This is a genomic window from Pleomorphomonas oryzae DSM 16300 (assembly GCF_000422965.1).
Classification (GTDB): domain Bacteria; phylum Pseudomonadota; class Alphaproteobacteria; order Rhizobiales; family Pleomorphomonadaceae; genus Pleomorphomonas; species Pleomorphomonas oryzae.
Genome location: NZ_AUHB01000005.1, coordinates 293804 through 306352 on the forward strand (window position 1 = coordinate 293804; position 12549 = coordinate 306352).

The 12549-nt window shown below is 62.7% G+C and carries 9 protein-coding genes; 8 read left to right on the forward strand and 1 reads right to left on the reverse strand.

The features are described from left to right. The first annotated feature begins 17 nt into the window (after positions 1–17). Genes G522_RS0110845 through G522_RS0110855 form a run of 3 tightly spaced genes read left to right on the forward strand, consistent with a single transcriptional unit; the run spans position 18 to position 4659 of the window. Positions 18–1940, forward strand: coding sequence for a beta-N-acetylhexosaminidase (locus G522_RS0110845; protein ID WP_026791057.1), 1923 nt, complete (start codon positions 18–20; stop codon positions 1938–1940). A 10-nt stretch (positions 1941–1950) separates the two neighbouring features. Continuing rightward, a complete protein-coding gene (locus G522_RS0110850; protein ID WP_026791058.1) occupies positions 1951–3390 on the forward strand; it encodes a M81 family metallopeptidase in 1440 nt (479 codons plus the stop codon). 60 nt (positions 3391–3450) lie between these two features. Beyond that, a complete protein-coding gene (locus tag G522_RS0110855; RefSeq protein ID WP_026791059.1) occupies positions 3451–4659 on the forward strand; it encodes an MFS transporter in 1209 nt (402 codons plus the stop codon). Between the two features lie 62 nt (positions 4660–4721). On the opposite strand, the gene G522_RS0110860 is transcribed toward G522_RS0110855, so the two are convergent. After that, entirely contained in the window at positions 4722–5735 is a 1014-nt protein-coding gene (locus tag G522_RS0110860; RefSeq protein ID WP_026791060.1) for a LacI family DNA-binding transcriptional regulator, read from the reverse strand. 273 nt (positions 5736–6008) lie between these two features. Here G522_RS0110860 and G522_RS0110865 point away from each other — a divergent pair, with 273 nt between their 5' ends. The 5 genes from G522_RS0110865 to G522_RS0110885 all read left to right on the forward strand — a co-directional run bounded on the left by G522_RS0110865 (position 6009) and on the right by G522_RS0110885 (position 12472). Next, positions 6009–7301, forward strand: coding sequence for an ABC transporter substrate-binding protein (locus G522_RS0110865; RefSeq protein WP_026791061.1), 1293 nt, complete (start codon positions 6009–6011; stop codon positions 7299–7301). Positions 7302–7448: 147 nt separating this feature from the next. Further along, on the forward strand, positions 7449–8366 hold the full coding sequence (locus G522_RS0110870; protein ID WP_051228528.1) for a carbohydrate ABC transporter permease: 918 nt from the start codon (positions 7449–7451) through the stop codon (positions 8364–8366). Between the two features lie 116 nt (positions 8367–8482). After that, the gene (locus G522_RS0110875) at positions 8483–9304 is read left to right on the forward strand and encodes a carbohydrate ABC transporter permease (RefSeq protein WP_026791063.1); all 822 of its coding nucleotides are present in this window, start codon (positions 8483–8485) and stop codon (positions 9302–9304) included. Between the two features lie 8 nt (positions 9305–9312). Next, entirely contained in the window at positions 9313–10458 is a 1146-nt protein-coding gene (locus G522_RS26470) for an ABC transporter ATP-binding protein (protein WP_036838871.1), read from the forward strand. Then, positions 10442–12472, forward strand: a complete 2031-nt coding sequence (locus G522_RS0110885; protein ID WP_051228529.1) for an alpha-amylase family protein — start codon at positions 10442–10444, stop codon at positions 12470–12472. Before G522_RS26470 ends, G522_RS0110885 begins: the two co-directional genes overlap by 17 nt. Positions 12473–12549: the final 77 nt, after the last annotated feature.

The window sequence follows — 12549 nt, forward strand, 5'->3', positions numbered from 1 at the left end:
GCGCATGGGGAACGATCATGACCAAAGCCAGCTTCCGTCTTGAAAACACGTGGCGCCCGCTCGCGAACGATCCGGCCGGTGCGCTGGACTTCACGCTGATCAACCTCTCCGACGCCCCCATCCGAGATTTCAAGCTCGCCTACACGACGCTGACACGCGTCAAGGAGCCGGGCGTTTTCGACAACGCGGTTCTTCTCAAGCGCAACGCCAATTTCCACCAGTTCGCGCCGCCCGCCGGTTTCGTGCTGGAGCCCGGCGCCGCCTGGCGCTTCTCGGTGGCCAGCCTGTGGCGTCGCGCGCGCCATCGGACCGACGGCGCCAAGTCGGCCTATGTGACGCTGGCTGACGGTTCGCATCATGATGCGGCGGTCATCGATTGTCAGATCGAAGGCCTGCCCAGCGAGCTGGCACCCGCACTGCTGCCGGCCGGCGAAGCCAAGCAGCCGTTCGCGCTGCTGCCCTGGCCGGTGAAGGTGGACCTCAGCGCTGGCGATCTCATCCCCGTCGCGCTCTATCCAGTGTCTGGTACCGGGCTTGAGGACCTCAGGGCGGTCGACGATGTGCTGTCGCTCCATTATCGCCTGTTCGCCGATGCGCCGGCGCCTTTCGTTTTCGCAACGGTCGAAGGCGGCCGGCCGATCCGCTTTGCAAGGCGGGAAGAGCTTGCGCCCGAAGCCTTCGAGATCGCCTTTTCGCGAGAAGAGATCGTGCTTTCCAGCGCCGGCAAGGCAGGGCGCCAGTATGCTCTGACGGCGCTCGCCCACCTGTTGCACGGCGCCAAGTCGGATCCCAAGATGTTCCGCTTTCCGGCGTCCGGCCAGATCGCGGACTCTCCCCGCTATGCTTGGCGCGGCTGTCACCTCGACGTATCGCGTCAGTTCTTCCCGACGGCCGATGTAGAGCGGCTGATCGACATTCTCGCCTGGTTCCGGCTGAACACCTTCCACTGGCATCTGTCCGACGATGAGGCGTGGCGGCTGGAGATCAAGGCCTTCCCGGAGCTGACGACGGTCGGCGCCCTGCGCGGGCCGGACGAGCCGTTGCTGCCCCAGCTTGGTAATGGCGCCAAGCCGGTCGGCGGCTTCTACACGCAAGAGGAGGCGAGGGCGGTCGTCGCTCACGCGGCTTCCCTCTGTGTCGAAGTGGTGCCGGAAATCGACATTCCCGGTCACAGCACCGCCATGCTGGCGGCGCTGCCCGACCTCGCCGATGGCCAGGAAGCGCCCGAGAGCTACCGCTCTGTCCAGGGCTACCCCAACAACGCGCTAAATCCGGCGATCGAGGCGACCTACGATGTTCTCGGCAAGGTGTTCGACGAGATGGTGACCATCTTCACCGCGCCTGTCATCCATGTCGGTGGCGACGAGGTGGCCGATAATACCTGGATGGCGTCGCCTTTGGCGCGGAGCCTGATGGACAAGCACGGCCTCGATGGCACCTTCGGGCTGCAGAGCTTCTTCATGAAGCGCATCCAGGAAATGCTCAAGGCGCGCGGCCGCCGGCTGGCCGGTTGGGACGAGGTATCGCACGGCGGTGGCGTCACCCCGGAGGGTACGTTGCTGATGGCCTGGCGGGCGCCAGAGGTTGGCATCCAACTGGCCAAAGAAGGCTACGACGTGGTGATGACGCCGGGTCAGGCCTATTATCTCGACATGGTGCAGGATGAAGCCTGGCAGGAGCCGGGTGCCAGTTGGGCCGGCACGGTGCCACCCAAGCACACCTATACCTTCGAGGCCGCCGGCGAGTTTCCCGAGGAACTGAAGCCGCGGCTCAAGGGCGTGCAAGCCTGCATCTGGGCCGAGAACTTCATCAGCCGCGACTACTTCAACCATCTGGTCTTCCCGCGTCTGCCGGCGATCGCCGAAGCGGCCTGGACACCTCGCGACAACAAAGACTGGCTGCGCTTTGCTGCCATCGTTCGCCTGAGTCCCCGGCTGTGAGGGTGGGCCTATGACATTCCGTATTGCCGTCGGTGGCATTCACATCGAATGCAGCACCTACTCGCCGGCCTTGACCCGCAGCGAGGATTTCCGCGTGCTGCGCGGCGGTGAGCTGCTGTCAGCCGACGCCTTCAGCTTCCTCAAGGCGGAGGACGTTCTGCATTTTCCGCTTCTGCACGCGCGTGCCGTGCCCGGCGGTCCGGTGGCCCGCGAAACCTATCAGGCGCTGAAGGCCGAGTTTCTCGACGGGCTGAAGGCTGCCCGCCCGCTCGACGGGCTCTATCTCGCCATGCACGGCGCCATGTATGTCGAGGGACTGGACGATGCCGAGGGCGATTGGATTTCCGCCGCCCGCGAGGTTGTCGGATCCGACTGCCCGATCGCCACCAGCTACGATCTACATGGCAATGTTTCGCAGGTGATCGTCGACCAGATCGACATGTTCGCCGGCTATCGCACGGCACCGCATATCGACGTGCGCGAAACCATGGTTCGCGCCTGGTCGATGTTGCTCAAGACGCTGAGAACCGGCGAAAAGCCCGGCGTCGCCTGGGCGCCCGTACCCGTGCTGTTGCCGGGTGAGCGGACCTCCACCGAAGACGAGCCGGCCAAAAGCCTTTATGCGGCTTTGCCTGATTTCGACCGACGGCCCGGGGTCTGGGATGCCAACCTGATGGTCGGCTACGTCTGGGCCGACGAGCCGCGTGCCACCGCCTGCGTCGTGGTGACCGGGGTCGACCGTGAAGCCGCCCGGCAAGCGGCTGAGGCAATTGCCGATGCTTATTGGAGGGCACGCGAGGCGTTCCGGTTCGGGCCTATCACCGGTCCGTTGCAAGGCATGCTCGATCTGGCGGAGCAGGCCACCACCTCCCCGGTGATCTTGGCCGACTCCGGTGACAACCCGACGGGCGGCGGCGTCGGAGACCGTGCCGATGTGCTGAACGACCTGCTGGCGCGCGATTTCGAGGGAGCTATCCTCGCCGGCATCACCGATCGGCCGGCGACAGAGGCCTGCTTTGCGGCCGGGGTCGGTGCCGAACTACAGCTTTCCGTCGGAGGAACCCTCGATCCGGCCTCACCGCGTGCGGCGATCAAGGCACGCGTGATCAGGCTTGACGAAGGCGACGTTCCGGCCGAGCGGCAGGCCGTCGTTGCCGTCGGCGGCATCACGTTGGTGCTGGCGGCGCGCCGGCGTCCCTATCACAACATCGCCGATTTCTCGCGCCTCGGGCTCGATCCGCATGCGGCACGGCTTGTCGTCGTCAAATCGGGATACCTGTCGCCGGAATTGCAACCGATCGCCAATCCAAACCTGATGGCACTCACCGATGGGGTGATCAACCAGGATATCGAGGCGCTCGTATCGGAGCGGCGGGTGCAACCCATCTACCCCTTTGTGAAGGGCTTCGACTACCGGGCCAGAGCCGCCGTCTCGGCGCGCTGGCGGTGAGGTCGGCGCAAACTGTCGTTCCCGCCGGCCGTCCGGTCCCATTCTGACGCAGAGGCTTCGATGCGGTCGGCCTTTTCAATCGTCTATGGCAATCCCCGCCTACGGGTCAGTGCCCTGGGCATCTTCTTCTTCGGGTTCACCGGGGCAGCGACATCGCCCTATTATTCGCTGATCGGCATTCACGAGCTGGGCCTCAGCAATGCGGCTTTCGCGGCCATTGTCTTCTGCGCCGCCGTCGTCAACGTGACGGCCAGCGTCACGGCCGGCATCCTGGCGGATCGATTGGGTCGTTTCCGCCCACCCATGCTCGCCATCTGCCTGTCGGGCATGGCCGGCTACCTGCTGGTCTATCTCTTCCCGACTGTCGCCGTCTTCACACTCGCGTCTCTCGTCCTGATCCCGGTGTTCGGCGCTCTCAACTCCCTCATCTTCGCCTATGTCCGCGTCAGTTCGGAGGCCCTCGCACCACGCGACATGGTGGCCGTGAACTCGGCGATCCGCGCCGTTATCTCGGCGTCGTGGGTGCTGGTGCCCGGCCTCGTCGGCTACGCCTTGGCGGGGAGTTCGAGCATGCTTCCGGCCTTTCTGCTGGCCGGGCTGGCCTGCGGAGTCTGCTTCCTGCTGTTCGCCAAATTGGTCGGCAGGGAGACGAGTGATCGTGGTGCTCGGCAGGAACAATCCTATGCTTTCCTCGCCTCGCTGAAGCGTCTCGGCTTCAGCGAAGTCTGGCCTCACCTTATTGCCATCGCCTTGATCACCAGCATGTTGCACGTCAACGCGGCCGTTTTGCCCTTGATCGTCACCGGGCAGGCCGGTGGTCGCCCGGCCGACGTCGGCACGGTGGTCGGCATCGTGGCTTTGCTCGAGATGGTATTCATTGTCGTCTGGTCCTGGATCGAAGTGCGCACCTCGTCTGTCAGGGCGATAGCGGCATCGGCGGTCGTCTACAGCTTCTATCTGCTCTTGCTGGGCCTCGTCCGCGACACGACCAGCGTCTACCTGCTGACGCTGGTTTCCGGCCTTGGAGCTGCCGGTATCATCTCCATTCCCATCACCTATCTGCAAAATCTGATTGCCCGCCGCGCCGGCCTCGGAAGCTCGTTGATCGCCGTCAATATCTTCCTGAGCGGCGGTCTCAGCGCCATCATGTTCTCGCTTGGAACCTCGGTCAGTGGCTATGCTGGCACATCGATGCTTGGCGCCGCCGCCGGCTTGCTCGGTGTTCTGGTGCTAGTCCTGCTGCCCCGTGGCCAGACCGACACGCACTAGCCGCTCACTTGAACTGCGGTTTTACCGAGTGAGATTGTCCTCAACGCCGAAGGCTCGCCGTGTCATTTCGGCGGTGGAGCGCAGGAATGACCGATGACCAGTTTCGGTTCGGCGATGTAGCGACGTCGCTGACCGTCCGAGGTCGCTTCTCCGCGCACGTGCTCCATCATCCACAGTGAGGCGACGCGGGCGAGTTCCTCGACCGGCTGGTCCACCGTGGTGATCCGCGGCATGACGATGCTGCTCCAGGGCACCACGTCGATGCCGGCGATGGATACGTCGTCCGGGCAGCGAAAGCCGAGGTCGTTCACGGCCTGCAGCGCGCCGATGGCCATATAGTTGTTGGCCGCCAAGATGGCTGTCGGGCGCTCGGCTGCCGACATCAGACGGATGACGTTCTCATAGGCGAGCTCGGCGCTGTAGTCGGCAACGATCTCGAGCTCCGGCTCAATCGGCAGGCCGGCCTCTGCCATGGCGGCGCGAAAGCCTTCCAGGCGGCGTGTTGCGACCCACATGGTCTGCTGTCCACCGATATAGGCGATGCGACGATGACCGAGACGGATCAGGTACTCGGTCAGCATCTCCGTGCCGCGATGGTGGTCGGAGGTGACGAAGTCGAGTTCGGTGCCATCGACATCCTGGTCGACCAGCACGACGGGAACGTCGATTTCGTTGAGATAGGCGGCGTATTCGGGATCGTTGCGCAGCGGCGTCATGATGATGCCCGCCACTCGATGGCGCTTCAGCAAATTCAGCGTACGGATCTCGCGGTCGGGATGGGAATCCAGATTGGCGACGATCAGCATGTGGTCGTTATCGGAAATCTGCCGATCGATCGTGCCGAAAAGCCGGCCGAAGAACGGGTTGCCGGCGTCGCCAAGCACCATGCCGACCAGCTTGGACTGACCGCGTTTCAGGTTCTGCGCCATGAGGTTGGGTGAATAGCGGACGGCCGCCACCGCCGCCTCGATGCGCGCGCGTGTTTCCTCACTCACCGGTCCCGTACCATTGAGGGCAAGCGAGACCGTGGAAATGGAAACGCCTGCATGACGGGCTACGTCCCTGATCGTCGCCAACTCGCTCGGCCTTTCCTATCGAACCGTTTCTACTAAACCGCCGTCCAGCACCTATCCGAACGTGACTGAGAGACGGATATATAATGGATCCATCCACCCGGATCGCCAAAACCGCCCCATATACTGCTGTTCGATGATAGTTCGATGCTTGTCAAGCCGGGATAGCGATTATACGATGCAATCGAAACGGTTCGATACTAAAGAGCCCGATGGGCGTCCGCGATAAGACGGAAACTATGTGTCGTTTCATTCTAGAGGGTTAGGGAGATTTCCATGCAATTCCACTTGAATGGAGAGGTGCGCCTAGTCGCCAGCGCACTCCTAGGTGCCGCAGTTCTCGTTTCCCCCGTCCACGCCGAAGACATCGTCCTCAAGATGTGGACTCTCGACAACAGCGGCTACAAGGAATTCATCGCCGAGGCTGCTGAAGCCTTCAAGGCAACACATCCCAACGTCACCATCGAGCATCAGATATTTCCAGGCGATCCCTACAAGACGGCCCTGAAGGTGGCGCTTGTCGGTTCCGATGGTCCTGACGTGTTTTTCAACTGGTCCGGTGACCGCGCCAAGCAACTCGTGAAGGATAAGCTGGCGCTGGACATCACTGACTTCGGCAATGCTCCTGGCGGTTTCGCCAAGGTGCTTCCGGAGGGGTGGCTCGACGCCTTCCGCTATGATGGCCGCCTTTACGGCGTCGCCGCCGATGCCGTCTCGAAATACGTCTTCTATGACAAAGCCTATTTCGCCGAGCACAAGTTCGAGATCCCGAAGACGCTCGGCGAGTTGGGCAACCTGTGCAAGGCGATCCGCAAGATCGATCCCAACACCGTGCCGATGCCCCTCGGCAACAAGACCCGTTGGAAGGCCATCCACTGGATGACGATGCTCAACGAGCGTGCCATGGGTGTCGCCGGTACGGCGGCGGATTACGATCTGTCGCGGCCGGCCGACCAGCTCTACACCGATCCGGGCTATGCCAAGGCCTTCCAGGCTTTGGTCGATCTTCAGGACGCCGGTTGCTTTGAGGATGCTCCGAACGCCACCGAATATGCCATTGCCGACTCGATGTTCGCCACCAAGGCGTCACCCATGGAGTATTGCGGCACTTGGTGCACCTCCGGGCTCGATGCGGCGGGCTTCACCGACTATGGCTTCTTCCGTCTCCCGCTGATGGATGGTGGTAAGGGCAGCTTCGATGCCAACTTCCTGGTACCGGAAGGCTATCAGGTTTCCGCCAAATCCGCCCATCCGAAGGAAGCTGTGGAGTGGCTGAGCTTCCTGGTATCCGACGAGCAGGGCCTGAAGTTTGCGGAAAAGGTGCAGTTCCTGCCCTCCAACGCCAAGCTCGTCGACAAGGCGCAGGGTGTTCCGGCCAGCTTCAAGGACATCGCGCGCGATGTCGGCACTCTGAAGCAGGGCGTCAACGTTCTGGATGCGCTTCTCGAGTCCACCGTTGCCGACGCCTACATGAACGCCACGGTCGAGGTGCTGAATCGGACGCTGACGCCCGATCAGGCCGTGGGCAAGATCCGCGAGGCCGCGCTGGCCGCTCAAGCGAAGAAGTGACGATCCCAGGCAGGCCGTGGCGTTAAGCGCCACGGCCGACCGTTCCGCTCGACGATGTCGGCGGAACAACGCGGCCTGTGGCCTCACAAGCCCATCCATTCTTGTTGAGCCCGTCCCGCATGGCGGTGGCGGCTGCCAGGAAGCAACATGGCTCCCTCATTGACTTCCACCCTAGGCGACACAGGCAAACGACCGGTGCTGAACGCCGGCAATATCTCTGCCTCAGCCATGATGGCTCCGGCCCTCATTCTCGTGGGTGTTTTCATCCTGATCCCAGCGGCCGTCGCCGTGATCGGCTCGTTTTTCGACTTCGGGATGACGTCTGCCACCTGGACCTTCGTCGGCGGCGCCAATTACCGGCGGGCGGTCACCGACCCACTGTTCTGGCTGGCGATTTCCAACAACATCTTCATCGTCATTGGCTCCGTCGTTTCTCAAGTCGGTGGCGGTGCCATTCTGGCTGCCATCCTGGACCGGGGAATACGGCGGGGCAGTGTCGTCTATCGCACCATCATCTTCATGCCGGTGGTGATCTCGTCGATCGCCGTCGCCTTCGTCTGGATGCTGATCCTCGACCCCAACGTCGGGCCGCTCAATGCCATCGTCAAGACGCTCGGCCTGTCGCCGCCAAGGCTTGGCTGGCTCGGCGATCCCGCGATCTCTCTCTGGATGCTGCTGCTCATCGCCGCCTGGCAGAACGTCGGCTTTCAGATGATGCTGATCCTCGCTGGTCTGCAGGCCATTCCGAAAGAGCATTACGAGGCCGCCTCTCTCGACGGCGCCCGCGGGCTCAAGGCCTTCTGGTACATCACGCTGCCCGGCATCCGCAACGTGCTGGTGCTGGCCACGCTGATCACCGTGATCGGCGGCTTCAAGGTGTTCGATCTGGTCTTCGTCACCACCGGCGGCGGACCTGCCAACGCCACTCAGGTGCTGGGCACCTACACCTATACTCAGGCCTTTTCCTTCGGAAACATGGGTTATGCCAATGCCATGGCCGTCGTCCTGCTTGTCACCGCCGCGCTGCTCGGCTGGTTGCAAGTCCGTTTGTCGCGTCGGGCGTAGAGCAATTTCAGCAAAAGTGGGGACCGGTTTTGCACCAGAAAATTGCGTTGGACCAAATAGATAGAGCACGCTCGGCGAACTCCGGTTCGTCGAGTGTGCTCTAGGGAGCTGTGGTCATGACCCTTCGAGCCCGTAGCGTCGCCATCGGCCTGCATGCCTTCGTCTCGCTGTGGACGCTGTTCGTGCTGGTCCCTGTCTTCGTGATGGTCATCTCGGCGTTCAAGAGCCAGGCCGAGCTGTTCACGCGACCGCTTGCCCTGCCGAGGCAATTCAGCTTCGCGGCCTTCGAACGCGCCTGGGGTATTGGCATCAGCGGTTTTCTGGTCAACTCGCTGCTGGTCACGGCGCTGTCGGTCCTGTTCATCGTCATCGCTTCCAGCCTGGCGGCATACGTCCTGGCCCGATCAGACAAGCCGGTGATGCGATGGGTGTATGTCGCCATCGTTGCCGGTTTCGCGGTCCCTCTGCAAAGCGTGATGGTTCCGCTTTATCAGCTGGTCTCCAGCGCCGGCCTGCTCAATTCTCGGCTCGCCATTGCCTTGCCTTACGCGGCCTATGGCATCCCGTTCACGACGATGCTGTTCTACACCTTCTTTCTTGAGTTCCCCCGCGAACTCGAGGAAGCGGCCCGGCTCGACGGCTGCGGCCGTATCGAGGTGTTCTTCCGCATCGTTCTGCCGTTGTCGGGGCCGGTCATTGCCAGCGCCGCCATCTTCCAGGCCGTCTTCAACTGGAACGAATTCATCCTGGCCTTGCTCATGCTCACCAAGACCGACGTGCGGACGCTGCCCGTCGGCATCTATGGACTGACAGGGCAATACAGTGCCGACTGGCCTGCGTTGATGGCCGGCCTCGCCATCGCCACCGTTCCCCTCATCGTCATCTTCCTGCTGGCCCAGCGCCATTTCGTGCGCAGCCTCGCCGGTCTCGGCAAATAGGTTCAGCCATGTCCCATCTCGAAGTTCGCGACGTCGTCAAGCGCTACGGTCAGCTCACCGTCCTGTCGGGCGTGTCGTTCGCTGCTGAAAAGGGCGAGTTCGTCGTCATGGTCGGCCCGTCGGGTTGCGGAAAGTCGACGCTTCTCCGCTCGATCGCCGGTCTCGAAGAAATCGCCGAGGGATCGGTGAGCATCGCCGGTCGCAACATCACCCAGGCCGAACCGTCCGATCGCGGTGTGGCCATGGTCTTCCAGAACTATGCGCTCTATCCGCACATGACCGTGGCGCAGAACATGGGCTTCGCCCTCAAGGTCGCGCGCCGGCCCAAGAGCGAGATCAACGCTGCCGTCACCAGGGCCGCCGAGATCCTCCGCATTACCGAGCACTTGGCCAAGTATCCGAAGGCCTTGTCGGGTGGTCAGAAGCAACGGGTGGCGATTGGCCGCGCCATAACCCGCGCTCCGGAGGTGTTCCTGTTCGACGAACCGCTCAGCAATCTCGACGCGGCGCTCCGCTCGCAGATGCGGATTGAGCTCAGCCGTCTGCATCGCGAACTTGGCGCTACCATGCTCTACGTCACGCACGATCAGACCGAGGCCATGACCATGGCCGACCGCATCATCGTGATGAACGGCGGCAATATCGAGCAGATCGGGTCTCCTCTCGAGCTCTACAACAGGCCGGCAACCCGCTTCGTGGCCGGCTTCATCGGCTCGCCGCGCATGAACTTTATCAGCGCCTACGTCATCGAAACGGTTGGTCGGTCGGTCAGCTTCTCGTTCGGCTTGGAATTGCCGCCGCTGAAGCTGGAGTTTGCGCCCGGCGAAACACTACCCGCCGTTGGCGACGCCGTCATTCTGGGCATTCGGCCGGAGGCGCTCGGCGACAGCGGCGAGGTCCATCTGGCTGATGCCGAGGTCACCGTCGTCGAGGCATTGGGGCGCGAGACCCTCGTCTACTCCGACGCGCATGCTCTGCGGACGACCGACTCCGAGTCCCTCGATGGCTACTTCGCCCAACTTGTTCCCAGTCAGTCGGACAAAAAGCTCGGCCAGCACGTCAGCCTCTGGGCCGATCGTTCCGCCTTCGTCGTGTTTGCCGCCGACGGCACCACTTTGCACGACGCCTCTCCCGCCCATGCCCATTACAAGTGACCTGTCCATCATGCGCTTTCGCCAAGTCCATCTCGATTTTCACACTTCGGGCCTGATCGAGGGCGTCGGTTCGCGCTTTGACCCGAGTGAGTTTGCCCGCGCCTTCAAAGCCGCTCACGTCGATTCCGTGACGCTGTTTTCGAAATGCCATCATGGGCTCTCCTATCATCCGACCAGGGTCGGCCGGATGCACCCCGGCCTTGGCTTCGATCTCCTACGGGCGCAGGTCGATGCGCTGCACGGAGAGGGCATCGCCACGCCGATCTATCTTTCGGCAGCCTGGGATGAGCACGCCGCTTTCACGCACGCGGACTGGCGAATCGTCACACCGGATGGGCGCTTGTCGCAGTCCCGCAACGATCCCACCGGCTGGGCTTATCTCGATTTCGCCTCGCCCTATCTCGACTATCTCTGTGCCCAGATCGATGAGGTTCTGGAGCTTTATCCCGACGGTGACGGGATCTTCATCGACATCTGCAGCCAACTGCCGTCGATCTCCACGTTCGCCAAAGCCAAGATGGACCAACGTGGTCTCGACTGGACGTCGATGGACGATCGCACGCGGTTTGGCGCCGAGGCGCTGGATCAGTTCTATCAGCGGGTGACCGACACCGTGCATTCCCGCGCACCCGGCAAGCCGTTGTTCTTCAACTCGGGCCATATCCGGCGCGGCAATCGCGACCATATCCGCAAATACTACAGCCACCTCGAACTGGAGTCGCTGCCGACGGCCGGCTGGGGGTACGACCACTTTCCGATCAGCGCGCGCTATGTCGACCCGCTCGGCATCCCCTTCCTGGGCATGACCGGCAAGTTCCATTTCACCTGGGGCGAAATCGGCGGATACAAGCGCCCGGAAGCGCTGGTCTACGAGTGCGGCGCCATGCTGGCACAGGGCGCCTGTTGTTCGATCGGTGATCACCTGCATCCGACCGGTTTTGTCGACCGCTCGACCATGGCCATCATCGGGGCCGCCTACGATTGGGTGGAGAAGCGCGAGGCCTGGGCGGTTGGCAGCGTCAACCGCGCCGAGATCGGCCTCATCTCCCTCGAAGCGGCAACGCTCGACACGTCAAGCATCGAGGCGCCGGCCCAGAAGCAGGCAAGCGACGATGGGGCGACGCGCATCCTTCTCGAAGCGGGTCTGACGTTCGACGTTCTCGACCTCGAAAGCGATTTCTCCCCTTATCGCCTGATCATCCTGCCGGACGCCGTCCCGGTCGGTGCTGACCTCAAGCGCAAGCTCGATACCTATCTCGCAAAGGGTGGCCGCCTCCTGCTGACCGGACGGAGCGGCATCGACGCCGCTAGCGGCTTCGTCCTTGATGTCGGCGCCACCTGGGAGAGCACGTCGCCCATGGCGGGCGGCGATTATCTGCTGCCGACCGCCGACTGGCGTCCCGACGGTATCGACGAGCCAAACTTCATGTATTGCCCATCAGAGCGCATCAAGGTGAGCGACGGACAATCCCTCGGCAGTGTCTATGAGCCCTATTTCGATCGCACGCCGAAGCACTTCTCCGGCCATATCAATATCCCGCGCCGGCCGGACGCCAGCAGTTACGATGGGGGCAGCCGAAAGGGCAGCATCACCTATCTCGCCCACCCGATTTTCAGCGTCTATACGCAAGTGGGTGCCGTGCGCATGCTGGAGATGGCCGAACGCGTCATCGTCAGTATGCTCGGAGGCCACCGGCTGGTGACGACGAGCCTGCCGAGAGCTGGCCGGGTGACGGTCCGCCGGCAGCCGACGCTCAATCGGGATATCGTCTATCTTCTCCACGCGACGCCGGCCCTGCGTGGCTATCTCTGGAACAGCAACATCCAGCCCATCCAGGATCTCGTGACCTTGCACGATATCGACGTGTCCCTTGAGGTCGACGGTCCGGTCGAGGCCGTGCGCCTCGTTCCCGATCAGACCTCGCTGCCATTCACGCAGGCGGATGGGCGTGTGTCTTTCTCCGTTCCGGAAGTAACCGGTGTCGCCATGGTCGAGGTGGCCTATCGATCGTGACCATCTTTCGAAGATGTCAGAGCACCGGAGCACCGAGAGGCTCGGCGGCTTAGTTTGCCTGGGCGTCTCGGAAGTAG

Coding starts and splice junctions, on each gene's coding strand:
- G522_RS0110885 (WP_051228529.1), top strand. CDS start 10,442: ATGCCCATTACAAGTGACCTGTCCATCATGCGCTTTCGCCAAGTCCAT.
- G522_RS0110870 (WP_051228528.1), top strand. CDS start 7,449: ATGGCTCCCTCATTGACTTCCACCCTAGGCGACACAGGCAAACGACCG.
- G522_RS0110855 (WP_026791059.1), top strand. CDS start 3,451: ATGCGGTCGGCCTTTTCAATCGTCTATGGCAATCCCCGCCTACGGGTC.
- G522_RS0110845 (WP_026791057.1), top strand. CDS start 18: ATGACCAAAGCCAGCTTCCGTCTTGAAAACACGTGGCGCCCGCTCGCG.
- G522_RS0110865 (WP_026791061.1), top strand. CDS start 6,009: ATGCAATTCCACTTGAATGGAGAGGTGCGCCTAGTCGCCAGCGCACTC.
- G522_RS0110875 (WP_026791063.1), top strand. CDS start 8,483: ATGACCCTTCGAGCCCGTAGCGTCGCCATCGGCCTGCATGCCTTCGTC.
- G522_RS0110850 (WP_026791058.1), top strand. CDS start 1,951: ATGACATTCCGTATTGCCGTCGGTGGCATTCACATCGAATGCAGCACC.
- G522_RS26470 (WP_036838871.1), top strand. CDS start 9,313: ATGTCCCATCTCGAAGTTCGCGACGTCGTCAAGCGCTACGGTCAGCTC.